We start from the raw sequence: 17,920 nt of genomic DNA, 5'->3' as shown, positions 1-17,920 counted from the left end.
GTGGAGATCATCCGGGGTGTCGAAGACGTCGGACACGGCGCGGGCGTCGGCACCGTGGTCTCCGCGATACACCGCCAGTCCACCGCCGCCCGGTTCGCCCCGGACCGGGCCGTCGCCCCGGACCGGGCCGTCGCCCCGGACCGGGCCGGCGTCGCCCTGGCGGGGCGGAGCGGCGTCCCGGACGCCGGCCCACCAGGTTCCCCCGCCGCCCCGGCCCTGACCGTGTCCCATGCCGAAGTGGCCCCCTGGGCGGGGGCCGACGGCGGGTCGCCACCCGCACCGGTGGAGCAGGGTGACCGGTCGCCCGGGGTGAGTGCCCGCCCCGGCTGAGCCACCGGCGACCCGCCGCCCGCGCGGCCGCCCGGCCCCTGGCCACAGCGTTGCCCCTGACCGCCGGTCGTCGATGCGTCGCGGCCGGGACCCCAGTCGTTCCGCCCGCCCGCCCCGCCCCTCCGGCCGGCCCGCTCGGTCCCGTCAACGGGACCGGTCGCCGCCCCCGTACCCCCAGATCGGAGCCACGCGTTGATCCGCGTCGTCGTTGTCGAGGAGATGGGCCTGCTGCGCACCGCGCTGTGCGCGGCACTGTCGAGTGAGGAGGACATCGAGGTGGTCGCCGAGGTGACCGGGGCGGCGGAGCTGGCCGCCCTGGTGCGTCGGCACCGGCCGGACGTGGTGCTCGTGGACCTGGCGCCGGACGCCCCGCACCCGGTCGAGGCCGTCGCCGAGATCACCGAGGCGATGCCCGACACGGCCGTCCTGGCGATGGGTCGCCGGTGGAGCCAGCAGATCGTCGGGGACCTGCTGGCCGCCGGCGTACGGGGCCTGGTCGGCAAGGACGCGTCCCTGGAGGCGCTCGTCGACGCCGTCCGGGAACTCGCCGCCGGGGGGAAGGTCATCGACGCCGCGGCCGCCGTGACGGCGCTGCGCCCCGCATCGAGCCCGTTGACGCGCCGGGAGGTGGAGGTGCTGCGGGTGGCCGCGGAGGGCCTGCCGCTCAAGGAGATCGCCAACCGGCTCTACCTGGCGCACGGGACGGTGCGCAACCACCTGTCGGCGATCATGCGCAAGACCGGCGCCCGCAACCGGATGGAGGCGGTGTGGCGCGCCCGGCGCGACGGTTGGATGTAGGCCGTCCGGGCGCGGGCCGTCGGTGCCGGCGCGGACCCCACCGTCCGGCGTGGACGGTGATCGCCCGCTCACCGAGCGGAACCCATCAGGACGTGCTTGAATTCTGACGGTCCGTGATCTGTCTGACGACGCTCCGGAGGGTCGACGTTGATCCGTACCCTGCTCGCTCTCGACGGTGCCCTGGTTCGTGGCGCCCTGTCGCTCGTCCTCGCCGCCGAGGTGGACATCAGTGTGGTGGCGGAACTGGACCGGGGCGACGCGCTCCCGCCAGCGGTGCGGGCCCAGCGCCCCGACGTCGCGGTCGTCGACCTCGACCTCGTCGGCGAGGCGGGCGTGGCGGGGCAGTGCCCGGTGTTGGTGCTCGCCGACCGGCGCCGGGCGCGCAGCCTGCACCGGGTCTTCGTGCCGGGGCGCACCGTCGGGATCCTCGGCAGCGACGTCTCCCCGCACCGGGTGGTCGACGGCATCCGGCGGCTGGCCCGGCACGAGTCGGTGGTCGACGCCGACCTGGTGATGGCGGCGCTGAGCCGGGACAGCCCGCTGACCTCACGGGAGACGGAGATCCTCGACCTGACCGCGGCCGGGGCGCCGGTCGTGGAGGTCGCCCGGGCGCTCGGGCTCGCTCCGGGGACCGTGCGCAACCACCTCGGCCGGATAGCCCGCAAGGCGGGCGCGCGCACGAGGGTGGAGGCGGTGCGGGTCGCCCGCGAGGCCGGCTGGATCTGACGATTCCTTCCGGCCCCGGCGGGTGCTCAGGGCCGGCCGAGCGGCACGCGGGCCGGTGGCGCCAGGTCCTCCCAGTGCCCGACCAGCTCCCGGTAGGTGGGGGAGCGGGTCAGCAGGTCGTCGTGGGTGCCGACGAGCGGCCGGTCGCCGTCGAAGACCAGCACCCGGCGGGCCCGGGTCGCCGAGCTGATCCGGTGTGCGATCACCACCAGGGTGCCGGGGCGGCGGGCGAAGGCGTGCTCGACGGTCGCCTCCAGGGTCGGGTCCAGATGACACGTCGCCTCGTCGAGGATCATCAGCGGCGCCGGGGCGAGGTAGGCGCGGACCGCGGCGACGAGTTGGCGCTCCCCGGCGGAGAGGGCGGCGGGGTCGAGTTCGGCGTCGAGACCCCCGAGGCGGGCCACCAGGGGACCGGCGCCGAGAGCGTGCACGGCGGCCAGGACGGTCGCGTCGTCGGCCCCGGTGCGCAGGTAGCGGAGGTTGTCGCCGACGGAGCCGGTGCGCACGTACGCCTCCTGCGGCACCAGCACGCGCATCCGGGCCAGCGCGTCCGCCGGCGTGCCGGCGACCGGCACGCCGGCCAGGTGGACCGTTCCGGACTCCGGCGGCACGAGCCCGGCGACCAGCGCGGCCAGGGTGGACTTGCCGGCCCCGCTCGGACCCACCACGGCCAGGTGATCGCCGGCCGGCACCGTCAGGGTGAGGTCGGCCAGGACGGGACGGGCGTGCGGGCCGTACCGGAAGGTCAGCCCTCGCAGCGCGACCGCCGGCGGGTCGGCGACGGCGGCGCGCCACGGCATCGGGCCGGTGCCGGCCGGCGGGGCGCCCGCCGCGGTGGCGGGCGACGGTGCGGCGGCGGAGACCGGGGACGGTGCGGCGGCGGGCGGCCGGGGGGCGGTCTCGGCGGGCGGGCTGGTGTGCAGGATCCGGCCCAGGGTGACGGCGTAGCGCAGGCCGCCGCCGCCGACGCCCTGCACGACCGCGTGCAGGGCGGGTTGCAGCCCGGTGGTGACGTAGAGCAGGGCGCCCAGCACGGCCCCGGCGCTGAGCCCCTGCCGGACCAGCCACGGCGCGGCCAGCACCAGCACCACCACGGGCAGCCAGCCGCCCACCCCGAGGCTGAGGCTGCGCAGCGCCGCCATCCGCGCGAGGGTCCGCTCCGCGTCGGCCTGCGCCGTCACCCGCCGGCCCACCTCCGACACCACGCGCTCCTGCGCGCCGCAGGCGACGACGTCGCGGTGCCCGGCCAGCGCGGCCGCCGCCGACCGGCCGAGCCGCTCGCCGGCGGTGACCTGCGCCCGCTGGTGCGCCACCATGGCCGGCAGCGACGCCCCGAACACGGCCAGCCCCACCACCAGCGGGGCCGCCACCGCGCCCGCCAGCAGCGGGGCCAGGGCGAGCAGGCCGAGCAGCGCCGCGCCGGCGGTGAACAGGAACCCGCGGACCACCAGCACCAGCCCGCCGAAGGTGTCCCGGACCACCTCGACCTGGTGGGTCAGCCGGGCCACGGTGGCGCTGTCCGCCCGGCCGCCGGCCCGGGTGGCGTCGGCCAGCGCCCCCTGCACCACGCGGGTGGCCAACTCGTCGCGGAACGGTTCCACCACGGCCCCGAGGCTGCGGTACACGTGCCCGGTGGCCGCCGCGCCGACCAGCACGGCCGCGGCGAGCCCGGCCAGCCAGGCCAGGCCGGTGGCGAACTGGCCGGCCAGGAAACCCCGGTCGACGGCGCGGGCCACGAGCACCCCGCCCAGCAGCGCCGGCAGGGCCTCGACCGCCGACCAGGCGGCCAGCCGGCCCAGCGCCCGACGGCGGGCACGCAGCGCCGCCCAGGTGGTGCGGCGTACGCCGGGGCCGCTCATCGGGCCCCCCGGTCGGGCGCGAAGACCGCCCGGTAGGCCGGGTCGGCCCAGAGCTGCCGGTGCGGCGCCACGGCCCGCAACCGCCCGCCGTCGAGCCACGCCACCAGGTCGGCCGCCGCCGCCGTCGTGGCGCGGTGCGTCACCACCAGCCGGGTACGCCCGCCGGCGCCGGCGGCCACCGCCCGGGCGATCCGGTGTTCGGTGGCGGTGTCCAGGCTGGACGTGGCGTCGTCGAGGACGAGCAGCCGCGCGGCGGGGAACGCGCGGGCCAGCCCGAGGCGCTGCGTCTCGCCGCCGGAGAACGGCGCGTCCGCCAGCCGGGTGCGGAAGCCCTCGGGCAGCCGGGCGACGACGTCGGCGACCTGCGCCGCCCGCGCGGCGGCCAGCACCGCCGGGGTGGCGGGGGTCGCGTCGGCGGGCGGTCGCGCCGCGTCGGCGGGCAGCCCGAGCCCGATGGCGTCGTGCACCGTCTCGCCGACCAGGACGGGCCGGTCGAAGGCGTGGCCGACGGCCCGGCGCAGCGCGGGCGGGCTGAGCCGGCGCAGCGGCACCCCGTCCAGCAGCACCTCGCCGGTGTCGGGGTCGTGCAGCCGGCCGGCCACCGCGGCGAGGGTCGACTTGCCGGCGCCGGAGCGCCCGACGACGGCGACCGTGGCGCCCGCCGGGACGGTCAGGTCGATCCCGTCGAGGACCGGCCGCCCGTCCTCGGCGCGTACGCCGACTCCGTGCAGCCGCAGTTCGCCCCGACCGGTCGGCAGCGGCGCGGCGCCGTCGGGGCGTACCGGGTGGGCCAGCGGTTCGGCGATCCGGCCGGCCGCCGCGCGGCTGCGTACCAGCCGGTGCAGCGTGGCGAGTACCCCGCCCAGTCCGGCGCCGAGGGCCGCGTACTGCACGGCGGCGACGAGCTGGCCGGGGCTGAGCCAGCCGACGGTCAGCGCGTACCCGCCGACGGCCACGACGGCCACCTGGAGCAGGGGCCCCACGGCGGCGGTGCGGGCGCTCGCCCGGGCCAGCAGCCGCCAGCCGAGCAGGCCGTACCCGCGCAGTTCCGGCAGGGCCGCCAGGACCCGGTCGCGTTCCCGGTCGACGGTCGCGGCGGCGGCGATGGTGCGGGCGCCGCCGAGTGCCTCCAGCAGCCGGCCGGCGATCACGCCCAGCACCCGCTGGTAGCCGGCGACGGCGGCGGAGGCGTCGGTGACGAAGGCGCGCATGAGCACCGCGAGCAGGGCCAGCCCGGCGAGGAGGGTGACGCCGAGCAGCGGTTCGAGCAGGGTGAGCGCCACGACGCTGCCGACCGGGGGGAGTAACGCGACGACGCCCAGGACCACGGCGGTGCCGGCCTGTCCGGCGTCGGCGGCCTGCGCGGCGAGGCGGCTGACCAGGTCGCCCACCGGATAGCGGCGGACGGTGCGTACGTCGCAGGCGAACAGGTGGCGCAGCAGGCGTCGGCGCAGCCGCGCGGTGGCCCGGGCCGCGCCGTACCCGCTGGCCACGTCGGTGAGGATGTCGGTGGTCATGAGGACGGCGATCAGGCCGCACGCGGCGGCCGGCCACCGGACGGATCCGTCGCCGCCGACGGCAGCGTCGACCGCGAGCCCGAGGGCGGCGGGCAGGGCGAGTTCGGCGGCGGCGCCGGTGAGCGCGACCGCGCCGAGCAGGACCGTCCAGCCGCCGCCGTCGCGGACCACCCGCCGCAGCAGCCGGTCGGAGCCGATCGGCGTCCGCATCGGTCCTCCCGCAGAAGACGTGCGGCCCTGGGCGGACACGTCCATCCGCCCAGGGCCTCGCGTGATGACCTGATCAGTTGCAGGTCGTGACGGACAGCGAGCTGTCGCCACAGAGCAGCAGGCTCGCCTGGCTGCCGCCGCCGGTGCGGTCGGCGGGGGCCATCTCCATGCCCTGAAGGTCGAGAAGCGCCATGTCGATCATCTCCTTCTGTGCTGGTCGGTCGGGTGGTCGTGCCCTGCATGTCGCCGGTGAAGGCGTTCGGTTCAGTTGCAGGTCGTGACGGACAGCGAGCTGTCGCCACAGAGCAGCAGGCTCGCCTGGCTGCCGCCGCCCGTGCGGTCGGCGGGGGCCATCTCGAGGCCCTGGAGGTCCAGAAGCGCCATGTCGTGTCACCTCCTTCCGTGCTGGTCGGTCGGGTCGGTCACCCTCGCCGAGGCGAGGGAGTCGGGGGCGCCCGTCAGGGGCGCGAGGAACGGCAGGCTCACCGGGTCGTCGGGCCGCGCGGCGGCCAGCGCCAGCAGCACGCCGGCGGTGCCGGTGCCGAGGTCCATGGACAGCCGCAGCAGCTGCTCGCCCGGGAAGGCCGTCCCGTCGCGGTAGGGGAGGGCGTGCCACGCCAGCCGGGCGACCTGCTCGTCGCGTTCGCGGCAGCGCTGCGGGTCGGCGGGGTCCGCCGCGAGGTAGGCCACGATGCCGGCGCGTCCGGCGAAGAGGCCCGACTGGGCGTAGAACGGGGACCGGGCGGCGCGGCGCACACCGGCGCTGGCCTCCGCGAACCGCTCGTCGGCGCGGTGCCGCAGGTACTCGTCGAGCACCAGCCCGATCCCGACGCTGCCCTGCCCGAGGTAGGGCATGGTGCGCCAGCCCTCGTTGACGTGCAGCGCGCCGTCGGGGCGTACCACGCAGCGGCGCAGGTCCTGGCGCAGGGCCGTGGCGGCGTGGTCCAGCAGCGACTGCTCGCCGGTCAGCTCGTGCAGCCGCACCAGCAGCAGCGCCGGCCCGGTCCGGCCGCGCAGCAGCCCGGCGTACGGGTTGCGCCCGCCGCTGATGTCCGGCCCCGGGTCGTCGGCGAGCTGGTCGATCACCCGCTCGGTGGTCCGCCAGGCCGCGTCGCGCAGGGCCGTCTCGCCGGTACGCCCGGCCAGCTCGGCCAGGTTGAGCGCGATCCCGGACAGGCCGCGCGCCAGGCTGTGGTCGAGGCCGTCCAGCGGCTGGCGCAGGCAGATGTCGAGCACGTCGAGGGCGTCCTGCCGGCGACCGAGCAGCTCCAGGGCGTACGCGACGCCGTGCAGGCCGTCGTAGAAGCCGCACCGGGTGCCGGAGGCGGGCGCCGTGGCCCGGCGGACCAGCCACTGCTCGTGTTCCGGCCACCGTCCGGCGCCGCTGACGTGCAGGGCGTACAGGACGCCGGCCGCGCCGTGGGCGAGGTTGAGCCCGCCGCTGCGGAACTGCTCGATGTCGCCGGGGAAGAGCCGGTCGTCCCGCTCGGGTGTCGCGCTGGCGAGGATCGCCCGGGCGATCCGGTCGCGGTGGGCCGGTCCGACGTCGACGGTGAGGTCGGGCGCCGGCTCGGCGTCCGCCGGGGCGGGGCCGGTGATCTCCCGTACGGAGGCGTCGAGGAGGTCCCTCGGCACCGGGAACTCATCGGCGATCACGTCGGCGAGGTGCGCGGCCTTGGCCGGCGCCAGGCGGAACAGCTGGGTCAGCGGCAGGAACAGCGCCAGCCGCAGGCAGGCCAGGGCGTACCGGTCGACGGCGGGGCCGGTGCGGTCCCCGGGTGCGGCGAAGCCCTGGTTGCGCAGGCCCGGCCGGCGGTGGCCGTCGATCGGCGCGGCGACCTCGAAGTCGACCAGCGCGATCCGGTCGTCCGGGCGGACCATGACGTTGAACAGGTGCAGGTCGCCGTAGACCAGGCCGCGGTCGTGGATCGCCGTGACGACCTCCTCGACCTGCCGGTGCACGTCCAGCGCCCACCGGGTGTAGTCGGCGCGCTCGGCGTCCGTGGTCTCGGCGTCGATCAGCGGGTACCGGTCGACCAGGACCTTGTTGAGCGGACGGCCCTCGATGAACTCCAGCGCGAGGAACCGGTGCTCGCCGAGGGTGAACTCGTCGTACACCCGGGGCACCTGCGGCAGGTCGGCGAGCCGGCGGAGCGCGTCGGCCTCCCGGGCCAGGCGGGCGACCGCGTCGGCGCCGTCGGCGTCGAGCCCGGCGTGCGGCCGGGCCTCCTTCAGCACGACCTGGGTGTCGGTCCGCACGTCCCGGCCGACGTAGAGGCCGCCGCCGTTGGAGAAGTGGATGACCTTCTCGATCCGGTACGGCACCTCGTCGGTGCTGGTGGCGTTGCGGGCGGCCAGGTGCGGGCCGAGGAAGTCGGGCAGCGTCACCCAGGACGGCACGTGGAAGACGGGATCGCGGCGGTCGGGCACCAGCGTGCCCGTGTCGTCCTCGATCGCCGGGACCACCTGGCCGTCGGGGGAGTGGCAGTAGCGGGCGGCGAAGCCGCCGTAGCGGACGTGCACCGGGCCGGCGCCGTGGCGCAGGTCGCTGAGGATGTACGGGCCGGGCTCGCCGGCGAGCAGCTCGTCGAGCTCCTTGCAGACCAGCTCCAGCTCCGCGTCGTCGCGGGGGTAGACGGTGACGAACTTCCCGCTGGCGGCCCGGGAGGCGTACTTCGAGTTGCGCAGCAGCAGGGTGCGCGGGCCGCGCAGGAACTTGAAGGACAGTCCACGCGGGACGCAGTAGTCCCAGACAACGTCCAGCACCCGCTCGGCGTTGTCCAGCGTCGCCGACACGTGGATCTTCCAGCCCTGCTGGGGCAGCGTGCCACCCTCGGGGGCGTAGATCAGCCAGTCGTCGAGCGGCTCGGAGCGCCAGCCGTCGGGGACGGGGCGCTGCGCCGCCGCGAAGGTGGGCTGCTCGACCGCGCTGCCGAGGGAGTCGTAGAAGAGCCGGTCGGCGGCGCAGTAGCTGTCGTAGCGCTCGTCCACCCTGACCACTCCCTCCGCTGTTCGGTCGGTGCCTTTGCCGTTCGGCCGATGCCCACGGCCTGTCGATGGAGATGAGTCTGTCCGTTCGGGCCATGGCGGTTCCAGTGCGTTCAGTCATGACGACGAATGCGTGCCGCACGGGTCTGCCGTGACAAATGTCAGTTGCGCCCGGGCGCGCGACGCCCCGTCGACGGGTCTCCGCCATCGGGCCGGGCGGTACGCCCACCCGGGCCGGTGGCGGTACCGTGCTCGCCGTGACCGCAGACGATCACCCCTCCGTCGCCTCCGACGGGCCCGTCGCCGTGCTGGCCAACCCGACCGCCGGCCGGGGTCGGCACCGGGGGCTGCTGCCGCAGGTCCTGCACCGGCTCGCGGCCGCCGGCCGGCCGGTACGCCCGCTGCACGCGCACACCGCCGACGAGGCCGAGGCGGCCTGCCGCGCGGCGGTGCGGGACGGCGCGTCGGCCCTGGTCGCGGTCGGCGGCGACGGGACGGTGCACCGCGCGGTCCAGGCGGTCGCCGGGACAGGCGTCCCGTTCGGTCCGGTGCCCGCCGGCACCGGCAACGACTTCGCCGCCGACACCGGTTTCCCGGCCGACCCGCTCGCGGCCGTCGACGTGATCGCGGCGGCCCTGCGCGACGGCCGCACCCGCCCGGTGGACCTGGCGCGGATGACGGCGGCCGACGGCACGGGACGGTGGTACGGGGCGGTGCTCGCGGCGGGCTTCGACGCGATCGTCAACGAGCGCGCCAACCGGATGCGCTGGCCGAGCGGTCCGCGCCGCTACGACCTGGCGATCCTGGTGGAGTTGGCCCGGCTGCGCCCGCGCCGCTACACGCTGCGGCTCGACGGGGTGGCGCACGAGGTGGACGCCGTGCTGGTGGCGGTGGGCAACTGCGCCAGCTACGGCGGCGGCATGCGGATCTGTCCGGACGCGGACCCGACCGACGGCCTGCTCGACGTGGTGGTGGGCGGCCGGTTCGACCGGCGCACCCTGATGCGGGTGAAGCCGCGCATCTACCGGGGCACCCACGTGACGCATCCGCTGGTGCGCAGCTACCGCGCCCGGGTGGTCGAGTTGAGCGCCGAGGGCATCACCACGTACGCCGACGGCGAGCGTGCCCTGGCCCTCCCGCTGACCGTCACCGCCGCCCCCGCCGCCCTCCACCTCCTCCGCTGACCCGCCCCCTCCCTCCTCCCTCCCTCCCTCCCTCCCGCGCCCGTCGATCATGCAGTTGTGGTGCCCCGCACAAGGCGCGTAAGCGGACAGAACCGGCACCAGAAGTCCATGATCGACGCCGTAGGCCGACGCCGTGGGCCGGCGCCGTGGGGCGTGGGGCGTGGGGTCAGCAGGGGGTGCGGGTGATGCGGTCGAGCCACTCGGCGAGCAGGGTGCGTTCGGCGGCGGTCAGGTCGGTGGCCAGCGTGTCGAGGGCGGCGCGCAGCGCCACGGCGTGCCGGATCGGACGGTCGGTCCGGGAGGTGGCCCGGGCGGCGGCCGAGTCGGTCACCAGGGCGGCGAGCACCGCCTCCCGGGTGCGGGTCGACAGGGCCGGGTCGCGCTGCGGTGGCGGGGTCCGGATCAGGGTGAGGGTGACCCCGCATCCGGTGGCGTGCAGCATCTCGGTGGCCTCGTCGACGCCCGTGCGCAGCCGGCCGGCCTCGGCCACCCGGTGCACGAGTTGACGCAGGATGTCGGCCGCGACCCGGGTCGCGGTCGGGTTGGCGCCGGGGCGCGGGTCGCCGTACATGAGGGCGTGGAACGCCGGGTTGGCCACGCCGAAGCCGACGTGCAGGTCCCAGCCGCGGCGCAGGTCGTCGACCGGGTCGCCGGCGAGGTCCCCGGCCGCCTGGGCGTGCAGGTACGCGGCGAACCCGTAGCTGGCCGCCGCGTCCAGCAGGCCGCGCATGTCGCCGAACTGGCGGTAGATCGTGGGCGCCTGCACCCCCGCCGCCCGGCTGACCGCGCGGGTGGAGACGGCCTCCCGGCCGCCCTCGGCGAGCAGCGCGGCGGCGGCCCGCACGATCCGGTCCCGGGGCGACGTCTCGGTGATCATGGCAGCGACGATAACGCCTTCGCGTTAGCGCCGGGTGTTAACGGCGCTGTCGACGTGTCGTTAGCTCCGCTTGTCGACCCCGGCCAGGTCCAGCACGGCGCCGAGGCCGTTGGCCCGGCCCGCCTCGGCGGCCGGCAGCACCAGCACCGCGCACCCGGCCGCGACCGCCCCCGCGTCGGCCGGGGTGTCGCCCACCATCAGCGTCTGCTCCGGGTCCACGCCGAGCATCCCGCAGGCGCGCAGGAAGATCCCCGGGTCCGGCTTGCAGCGCCCCACCTCGTAGGACAGCACGAACGCGTCGACCAGCCCGGCCAGCCCCCACGCCTCGAAGTGCGGCCGGATGTCGAAGCCGATGTTGCTGACCACGGCCACCCGGACGCCCCCGGCCCGCAGCGCGGCCAGGGTCGGGGCGGTGTCCGGGTAGGGCACCCAGCCCTCGGGCACCAGCACCCGCTCGTAGAGCGCGTCGGCGAAGCCCTCGATGCCCGCGTCCACGGTCTCGGCGAGCCCGGTGTAGGCGCCCCGGTGGGCGTGCGGATAGAGGTCCCGGTCGGCCCAGAGCTCGGTCAGCCGGGGCGGCACCCGGGTCGGCAGCGGCCCGCCCGCCCGACCGGCGGTCAGTAGCCGGTCGGCCAGCGCGGTGGCCCGCATCCGTTCCAGGGTCACCCCGCAGGCGGCCGCGGCCGCGAGCACCCACTCCCGGGGCTCCTCCACCTGGGCCAGGGTGCCGTGGAAGTCGAACAGGACCGCCTCCACCGGCCGGCGGGACGGACCGGGGCGGACGGCGTCGTCGGCGCTGTGCGAGACGTGGGGCGGTTCGGCATGATCCGGCACGTCGTGCACCCTACCGACCGCCTCCGACCCCCCTGCCGGTCGGCCTTGTCCGGTGCCTGTCGGCGGTACGCACTAATCTTGGAGACATGTCGAGCCCCGCCGAGCGGTACGCCGCGGCGCGCCGCCGGGCCGCGCAGGCCTCACAGTTCCCGGCGCTGGACGAGTTCGCCCTCGATCTGGGGTTCGATCTCGACGACTTCCAGCGGGAGGCGTGCCAATCGCTGGAACGGGGCAGCGGCGTGCTGGTCTGCGCCCCGACCGGCGCCGGCAAGACCGTGGTCGGCGAGTTCGCCGTGCACCTGGCGCTGCGCGGCACGCCGGCGCGCGCCACGGGACCCGGCGACGCCACGGCGCCCGCGACCGGCGACGAGGTCGCCCCGCCCCGGCGGCGCAAGTGCTTCTACACCACCCCGATCAAGGCCCTGTCGAACCAGAAGTACCACGACCTGGTCGACCGCTACGGCGCCGAGCAGGTCGGGCTGCTCACCGGCGACAACGCCATCAACGGCGACGCCCCGGTGGTGGTGATGACCACCGAGGTGCTGCGCAACATGCTCTACGCCGGCTCGGCCACCCTCGAGGGCCTGGCGTACGTGGTGATGGACGAGGTGCACTACCTCGCCGACCGCTTCCGCGGCGGGGTGTGGGAAGAGGTGATCATCCACCTGCCCTCCTCGGTCACTCTGGTCTCCCTGTCGGCCACCGTGTCCAACGCCGAGGAGTTCGCCGACTGGCTGGTCACCGTGCGCGGCGAGACCGCCGTGGTGGTAAGCGAGCATCGCCCGGTGCCGTTGTGGCAGCACATGCTGGTCGGCAAGCGGATGTTCGACCTGTTCCACGACGCCGACGCCGCCCGCAAGCACGACGTGCACCCCGAGCTGCTGCGCTACACCCGCGACACGATGCGCCGGCTGGAACTCGGCGAGGGCCGCAGCGCCGGCCCCGGCGGCGGCCGGCGCGGGCCCCGCTGGCGCGGCCCGATGCGCCCCGACATCGTCGACCGGCTCGACCGGGAGGGGTTGCTGCCGGCGATCCTGTTCATCTTCAGCCGCGCCGGCTGCGCCGCGGCCGTGCAGCAGTGCCTTGCCGCCGGCCTGCGGCTCACCTCGCCCGAGGAGCGGGCGGAGATCCGCCACGTCGTCGAGTCGCGGGTCACCGCCATCCCCGGCGAGGACCTGACCGTCCTCGGCTACTGGGAGTGGCTCGACGGCCTCGAGCGCGGCCTGGCCGCCCACCACGCCGGCATGCTGCCGGTGTTCAAGGAGGTCGTCGAGGAGCTCTTCGTCCGGGGGCTGGTCAAGGCGGTCTTCGCCACCGAGACACTCGCCCTGGGCATCAACATGCCGGCCCGCTGCGTCGTGCTGGAACGCCTGGTCAAGTACAACGGCGAGGCGCACGTCGACCTGACGCCGGGGGAGTACACCCAGCTCACCGGCCGTGCCGGCCGGCGCGGCATCGACGTCGAGGGGCACGCCGTCGTCGTCTGGTCCCCGGAGACCGACCCGCGGCACGTGGCCGGTCTGGCCTCCACCCGCACCTACCCGCTGCGCTCCAGCTTCCGGCCGTCGTACAACATGGCGGTCAACCTGGTCGGCACGGTCGGCGCCGAGCCGGCCCGCGCGCTGCTGGAGTCCTCGTTCGCCCAGTTCCAGGCGGACCGCTCGGTGGTCGGCCTGGCCCGCCAGGTGCAGCGCAACACCGAGACCATCGAGGCGTACGGCGCGGAGGCGGCCTGCCACCACGGCGACTTCGACGAGTACTTCGCGCTGCGGGTGGCGATCGCCGACCGGGAGCGGGCCATCGCCCGGCAGGGGCAGAGCCAGCGCAAGGCCGCCGCGGTGGCCTCGCTGGAGCGGCTGCGGGTCGGCGACGTGATCCGGGTGCCGTCGGGCCGGCGGGCCGGCCTGGCCGTCGTGCTCGACCCGGCCACCGGCGGCTTCGGCGAGCCCCGGCCGCTGGTGCTGACCCAGGACCGCTGGGCGGGCCGGGTCAGCCCGGGGGACTTCACCGCCCCGGCCGAGGTGCTGGCGCGCATCCGCGTGCCCAAGCACTTCAACCACCGGTCCCCGGCGGCGCGGCGCGACCTGGCCGCCGAGGTCAGCGGCACCGGGCTGGACCGGCACGGCGGCCGTCGCGGCGGGCGCTCCCGGCAGGCGGCCGGCGACGACCACCAGCTCAGCCAGCTCCGCACCGAGCTGCGGCGGCATCCCTGCCACGCCTGCCCCGACCGCGAGGAGCACGCCCGCTGGGCGGAGCGGCGCCGCCGCCTGGAGAAGGACACCGAGGAGCTGCGGCAGCGGGTGGCCGGCCGGACCGGCTCCCTGGCCCGCACGTTCGACCGGATCGTGGCGCTGCTGACGAGCCGGGGCTACCTGACGCCCGACGGCACGGTGACCGACGCCGGCCGGATGCTCGGCCGGATCTGGACCGAGGCGGACCTGCTGGTCGCCGAGTGCCTGCGGCGCGGGGTGTGGGACGGGCTCTCCCCGGCCGAGCTGGCCGCGGCGGTCTCCGTGGTGGTCTTCGAGGCCCGCCGCGACGTCGACGAGCGGGCGTCGCTGCCGCGCGGCCCCGTGGCCGACGCGGTCGACGAGACGTTCAAGCTGTGGAGCGAGATCGAGGCCGACGAGGCGGCCCGCGGCCTGGCCGTCACCCGCGAGCCCGACCTCGGCTTCGCCTGGCCGGTCTACCGCTGGGCGCGGGGCGAGGCGCTCGCGAAGGTCCTCGGCAGCGGCCACGAGATCGACGGCGAGATGCCGGCCGGCGACTTCGTCCGGTGGGCGCGGCAGGTGGTCGACCTGCTCGGCCAGCTCGCCGACTCCGGCGGCGCCTCGACGGAGCTGAGGTCCACCGCCCGGCAGGCGATCGGCGCCGTCAACCGGGGCGTGCTGGCCTACCACACCCCGGCCTGATCGTCACCCTCAGTAACTAAGTATCGAAATCGACGCATCGCAAAGTCATCGCCACGGCACCCCCCGGATTGTCCGGGGGGTGCCGTCTTCCCTGGTGAGGGCATCCCTGATCATTGCCCCGGCGCGACATCGCGCGCCGGTGGATCGATCTGGGAGAAGGCCGCCGTGGCGGAGATCAGTCACTTCGAGTACGGGTGGATCACCCCCGTGCTCAGCTACGCGCTGTCGGTGCTGGGCTCGGCCCTGGGCCTCATCTGCGCGAGCCGGATCCGCACCGCGGGCAGCGCGGGCCAGCGCGCCTGGTGGGGGACCCTGGCGGCCTGGGCCATCGGCGGCACCGCCATCTGGACCATGCACTTCATGGCGATGCTCGGCTTCGCCGTCGAGGGCACCCGGATCCGGTACGACGTGCCGATCACCGTGGTCAGCGCGGTGATCGCGGTGATCGCGGTCGGCATCGGCCTGGCCATCGTCGGCACCGGGCGGTTCTCCGCCGTGCGGCTGCTCGCCGGGGGCCTGTTCACCGGCGCGGGGGTCGCCGCGATGCACTACACCGGCATGGCGGCCATGCGGCTCAACGGCCGGATCGACTACGACACCACCCGCGTCGTGCTGTCGGTCGTGATCGCGGTGGTCGCGGCCACGGTGGCGCTCTGGCTGGCGATGACCGTCCGCCGGGGGCTGGCGATCGTCGGCTCGGCGCTGGTGATGGGCGTCGCGGTCAACGGCATGCACTTCACCGGTATGAGCGCCATGTCGGTGCATCCGCACAGCCGGCAGGTCGAGGTGTCCGGCGCCGGCGTCAGCACCCTGCTCGTGCCGATCATCCTCGCGGTGGTGTTCGGCGTGGTCGGGCTCGTCTACGCGCTGCTCGCCGCCCCCACCGCCGAAGACCGCGCCGCCGCCGCGTACTTCGACACCCTGCGGGGCCCGGAGCCGGCCGAGGCGTCGCCGGCGCCGGACCCGGTGGGTCTGCGGGCCCGCTCCACGCTCGGCCGGCCGGGCACCCCGTTCCCGTCCCGCCGGGACAACCCGCCGCGCTGACCCCGCCCCGCCCGGGCGACCGCGTCCCGCGCCGCGGGGCCGGCCGGGCCCGGGCGGCGCGGGACGCCGGACGGTAGGGCCGCGGCAGGGCTAGGCCCGCTGGGCGAGGGCGTCGACCAGGCGGCGGGCCGAGCCGGCCAGGTTCCACTCGCCGGCCAGCTCCAGCAGCCGGTCGGGGTCGGCCGGGGCGGTCGGCAGTTCGGTGGCCAGCTCGGGCAGCGGCACGTCGAGGGCGACCCGGACCACCTTCGGCGCGACGGCCAGGTAGTCACGGGCGGCGGCGAGCTTGGCGCGCAGCCCGGGGGCGAAGCCGGAGCCCGGCTCGTCCAGGGCGGCCAGGATGCCCGCGATGTCGCCGTAGCGCTCGACGAGCCGGGCGGCCGTCTTCTCGCCCACGCCCGCCACCCCGGGCAGCCCGTCGCTGGGGTCGCCCCGCAGGGCGGCGAAGTCGGCGTACCGGTCCGCCGGCACCCCGTAGCGGGCGCGCACCGCGGTGTCGTCGCAGTCGTCCAGCTTGGCCACGCCCCGCCCGACGTAGAGCAGCCGCACGGGGCGTGCGTCGTCGACGAGTTGGAACAGGTCGCGGTCGCCGGAGACCACCTCGACCGGCGCCGGCTGGGTCACCGAGAGGGTGCCGAGCACGTCGTCGGCCTCGTAGCCGGCCGCGCCGACGTGGGCGATGCCGACGGCGTCGAGCACCTCCAGGATCAGCGGGACCTGCGGGCTGAGCGTGTCGGGCACCACCTCGCCGCCCTCGGGGGCCACCCGGTGCGCCTTGTAGGACGGCAGCAGCGCCACCCGCCAGTCGGGCCGCCAGTCGTGGTCCATCGCGCAGACCATCCGGTCGGGCCGGCGGGTGCGGATCAGGCTTGCCAGCATGTCGAGGAAGCCGCGCACCGCGTTGACGGGGCTGCCGTCGGCGGCCCGGGCCGCCGACTCGGGGATGCCGAAGTAGGCCCGGAAGTAGAGACTGGGCGCGTCGATGAGCAGGATCGGGGGTCGCTGTGCCACGCCCGACAGCCTGGCACACCCCACCGACGATCGGGGGTACGGCGCGGCCGGCGGCGCGCCCGTTCCCGTCGCGCCGACGAGAGCCGTCAGGGGCGTTCGCCGTCGCGGTGGATCGTCTCGCGGCGGGCCACGTACTGCAGGCCGTAGCTGGTGAGCAGCAGCACGATCGCGACCGCCACCTCGAGCCAGGCCGCCGTGCCGTCGGCGACGGTCAGGCCGACGGCCAGCAGCACCAGGCCCGCCACCGCGAAGATGCCCGCCCAGAGCAGCCGGCGGCGTCGGGTCGCGGCGCGCTCCCGGTCCGTCGGTGCCACGGCGGTCGGTCCTCTCCGTCGGCGATCCGTCGCGGCCAGCCTATCGGCGCGTACGGCCGCTGGCGGCGGAACCGGGCTGCGAGCACGCCGCCCGCGGGCGCAGACTTGCCGGTGTGACGTTCGTTGCGGGCCTGACGCTCGGCCGCCGGTTCCACGACGAGGTGCTCGCCCCGATCCTGCGTCGTCGCCTTCCCGGCCTGCGCTACGCGGCCGGCCTGCTCGACGGCGGCTCGGAGCTGCTCGGCCTGGACACGCCGCGCTCCACCGACCACGACTGGGGCCCGCGCGGGCAGCTCTTCGTCGCCGCGTCCGACGCGGCGCGGATCCCGCACCTGCGCGCGGCGCTGGACGCCGACCTGCCGGCGGAGTTCCTCGGCTGGCCGGCCCGGTTCACCGGGACGGGCAGGCTCGGGGTCGCGGACCGGACGGGCAGCCGCCACGGCGTCACGATCCACGAGCTGGGCGGCTGGTGGCGCGACCGGCTGGGCTTCGACCCCGCCGCCGGCGTCGCCACGGCGGACTGGCTGGCCACGCCGACGCAGCGGCTGGCCGAGGTGACCGGGGGCGAGGTCTTCCACGACGGCCTCGACGGCGCGCTGACCCGGGCCCGGGCGGCGCTGGCGTGGTACCCGGACGACGTGTGGCGGCACGTGCTCGCCGCCGCGTGGACCCGCGTCGCCCAGGCCGAACACCTGCCCGGGCGCTGCGCCGAGACCGGCGACGACCTCGGCAGCCGGGTGGTCACCGCGCGGCTGGCCCGGGACCTGATGCGGCTCGGCCTGCTGCTGCGTCGCCGCTGGCCCCCGTACGACAAGTGGCTGGGCACGCTGTTCGCCCGGCTGCCCGGCGCGGCGCCCGTGGTCGCGGCCCTGGCCGACGCGCTCGGCCCGGGCGACTGGCGGCAGCGGGAGGACGGGCTGGTCCGGGCGCTGGCGGCGGTCGCCGCCTGGACCGACGACACGGGCCTGGTGGCCCCGGTGCGCGCCCGGCCCCGGCCGTTCCACGGACGGCCGTTCCTGGTGCTGGACGCCGGCCGGGTCGCCGCCGCGCTGCGCGCCGCCATCGCCGACCCGGCGCTGCGGGAGCGTCCGCCGCTCGGCGCGGTCGACCAGTACGTCGACAGCGTGGACCTGCTGACCCACGCGCACCGCGCCCGCCGGATCGCCGCCGCGCTGCCGGTGCCGGCGGACGGAGCGACCTGACGGCGGGCGGAGCGGCCGGGGGGCCAGTGGCGGGTGGAACGCGCCCGGCTGGAGGAGTAAATCGAGCGCAAGTACGCCGAGACGGCCGAGTGGGTGCGGAGCAACCCGCTGACG

General features: G+C 76.4%; 15 protein-coding genes and 2 pseudogenes. 8 read left to right on the top strand and 9 right to left on the bottom strand.

Annotated elements, in window-relative coordinates:
• The 3 genes and pseudogenes from AB0G08_RS29030 to AB0G08_RS29020 all read left to right on the top strand — a co-directional run.
• Positions 1-93: pseudogene (locus AB0G08_RS29030) on the top strand (LacI family transcriptional regulator); the annotation flags it as partial.
• Between the two features lie 429 nt (positions 94-522).
• Positions 523-1,128 (top strand): response regulator transcription factor, encoded by a 606-nt coding sequence (locus AB0G08_RS29025; protein WP_358093803.1) that lies wholly within the window; start codon positions 523-525, stop codon positions 1,126-1,128.
• A gap of 147 nt (positions 1,129-1,275) precedes the next feature.
• On the top strand, positions 1,276-1,854 hold the full coding sequence (locus AB0G08_RS29020) for a response regulator transcription factor (protein WP_358093800.1): 579 nt from the start codon (positions 1,276-1,278) through the stop codon (positions 1,852-1,854).
• A 26-nt stretch (positions 1,855-1,880) separates the two neighbouring features.
• Here AB0G08_RS29020 and AB0G08_RS29015 read toward each other — a convergent pair whose 3' ends face one another.
• The 5 genes from AB0G08_RS29015 to lanKC form a co-directional block, all read right to left on the bottom strand.
• Positions 1,881-3,713, bottom strand: coding sequence for an ATP-binding cassette domain-containing protein (locus AB0G08_RS29015; protein WP_358093798.1), 1,833 nt, complete (start codon positions 3,711-3,713; stop codon positions 1,881-1,883).
• The gene (locus AB0G08_RS29010; RefSeq protein ID WP_358093795.1) at positions 3,710-5,440 is read right to left on the bottom strand and encodes an ABC transporter ATP-binding protein; all 1,731 of its coding nucleotides are present in this window, start codon (positions 5,438-5,440) and stop codon (positions 3,710-3,712) included. The genes AB0G08_RS29015 and AB0G08_RS29010 overlap by 4 nt, the downstream gene beginning before the upstream one ends.
• Positions 5,441-5,513: 73 nt before the next feature.
• Positions 5,514-5,633: a SapB/AmfS family lanthipeptide gene (locus AB0G08_RS29005; protein WP_210837199.1), complete on the bottom strand. Its 120-nt coding sequence runs from the start codon at positions 5,631-5,633 to the stop codon at positions 5,514-5,516.
• A gap of 71 nt (positions 5,634-5,704) precedes the next feature.
• Positions 5,705-5,824, bottom strand: coding sequence for a SapB/AmfS family lanthipeptide (locus tag AB0G08_RS29000; RefSeq protein ID WP_210837191.1), 120 nt, complete (start codon positions 5,822-5,824; stop codon positions 5,705-5,707).
• 6 nt (positions 5,825-5,830) lie between these two features.
• Positions 5,831-8,431, bottom strand: a complete 2,601-nt coding sequence (lanKC, locus tag AB0G08_RS28995; RefSeq protein ID WP_358093792.1) for a class III lanthionine synthetase LanKC — start codon at positions 8,429-8,431, stop codon at positions 5,831-5,833.
• A 245-nt stretch (positions 8,432-8,676) separates the two neighbouring features.
• On the opposite strand from lanKC, the gene AB0G08_RS28990 reads away from it, so the two are divergent.
• Complete coding sequence (locus AB0G08_RS28990) at positions 8,677-9,612, top strand: diacylglycerol kinase (protein ID WP_358093789.1); 936 nt, start codon at positions 8,677-8,679, stop codon at positions 9,610-9,612.
• A 166-nt stretch (positions 9,613-9,778) separates the two neighbouring features.
• Here the strand turns inward: AB0G08_RS28990 and AB0G08_RS28985 are convergent, their stop codons facing one another.
• On the bottom strand, positions 9,779-10,489 hold the full coding sequence (locus AB0G08_RS28985) for a TetR/AcrR family transcriptional regulator (protein WP_358093786.1): 711 nt from the start codon (positions 10,487-10,489) through the stop codon (positions 9,779-9,781).
• 60 nt (positions 10,490-10,549) lie between these two features.
• Positions 10,550-11,245: an HAD-IA family hydrolase gene (locus AB0G08_RS28980; RefSeq protein ID WP_358093806.1), complete on the bottom strand. Its 696-nt coding sequence runs from the start codon at positions 11,243-11,245 to the stop codon at positions 10,550-10,552.
• A 164-nt stretch (positions 11,246-11,409) separates the two neighbouring features.
• On the opposite strand from AB0G08_RS28980, the gene AB0G08_RS28975 reads away from it, so the two are divergent.
• On the top strand, positions 11,410-14,235 hold the full coding sequence (locus AB0G08_RS28975; protein WP_358093783.1) for a DEAD/DEAH box helicase: 2,826 nt from the start codon (positions 11,410-11,412) through the stop codon (positions 14,233-14,235).
• A 165-nt stretch (positions 14,236-14,400) separates the two neighbouring features.
• Positions 14,401-15,279, top strand: a complete 879-nt coding sequence (locus AB0G08_RS28970) for an MHYT domain-containing protein (RefSeq protein WP_358093780.1) — start codon at positions 14,401-14,403, stop codon at positions 15,277-15,279.
• A gap of 90 nt (positions 15,280-15,369) precedes the next feature.
• On the opposite strand, the gene AB0G08_RS28965 is transcribed toward AB0G08_RS28970, so the two are convergent.
• Together AB0G08_RS28965 and AB0G08_RS28960 are read right to left on the bottom strand one after the other, a co-directional pair.
• Positions 15,370-16,290, bottom strand: coding sequence for a 5'-3' exonuclease (locus AB0G08_RS28965; RefSeq protein ID WP_358093777.1), 921 nt, complete (start codon positions 16,288-16,290; stop codon positions 15,370-15,372).
• Positions 16,291-16,376: 86 nt separating this feature from the next.
• A complete protein-coding gene (locus AB0G08_RS28960) occupies positions 16,377-16,604 on the bottom strand; it encodes a hypothetical protein (RefSeq protein WP_358093774.1) in 228 nt (75 codons plus the stop codon).
• 113 nt (positions 16,605-16,717) lie between these two features.
• Here AB0G08_RS28960 and AB0G08_RS28955 point away from each other — a divergent pair, with 113 nt between their 5' ends.
• Both AB0G08_RS28955 and AB0G08_RS28950 read left to right on the top strand, forming a co-directional pair.
• Positions 16,718-17,806 (top strand): DUF4037 domain-containing protein, encoded by a 1,089-nt coding sequence (locus AB0G08_RS28955; protein ID WP_358093771.1) that lies wholly within the window; start codon positions 16,718-16,720, stop codon positions 17,804-17,806.
• Between the two features lie 21 nt (positions 17,807-17,827).
• Positions 17,828-17,920, top strand: a pseudogene (locus tag AB0G08_RS28950) (DNA-binding protein); the annotation flags it as partial.

Origin of the sequence: Micromonospora sp. NPDC023644 (genome assembly GCF_040640115.1) — a bacterium.
In the GTDB taxonomy this organism is placed as follows: domain Bacteria; phylum Actinomycetota; class Actinomycetes; order Mycobacteriales; family Micromonosporaceae; genus Micromonospora.
Note: the sequence above shows the minus strand (reverse complement) of the source record. Positions and strands in the feature narration are given on the sequence as shown.

Excerpts from the sequence above, each read along its gene's own strand:
- AB0G08_RS29015 (WP_358093798.1), bottom strand. The coding sequence starts at position 3,713 with ATGAGCGGCCCCGGCGTACGCCGCACCACCTGGGCGGCGCTGCGTGCC.
- AB0G08_RS29010 (WP_358093795.1), bottom strand. The coding sequence starts at position 5,440 with ATGCGGACGCCGATCGGCTCCGACCGGCTGCTGCGGCGGGTGGTCCGC.
- AB0G08_RS29005 (WP_210837199.1), bottom strand. The coding sequence starts at position 5,633 with ATGGCGCTTCTCGACCTTCAGGGCATGGAGATGGCCCCCGCCGACCGC.
- AB0G08_RS29000 (WP_210837191.1), bottom strand. The coding sequence starts at position 5,824 with ATGGCGCTTCTGGACCTCCAGGGCCTCGAGATGGCCCCCGCCGACCGC.
- AB0G08_RS28985 (WP_358093786.1), bottom strand. The coding sequence starts at position 10,489 with ATGATCACCGAGACGTCGCCCCGGGACCGGATCGTGCGGGCCGCCGCC.
- AB0G08_RS28975 (WP_358093783.1), top strand. The coding sequence starts at position 11,410 with ATGTCGAGCCCCGCCGAGCGGTACGCCGCGGCGCGCCGCCGGGCCGCG.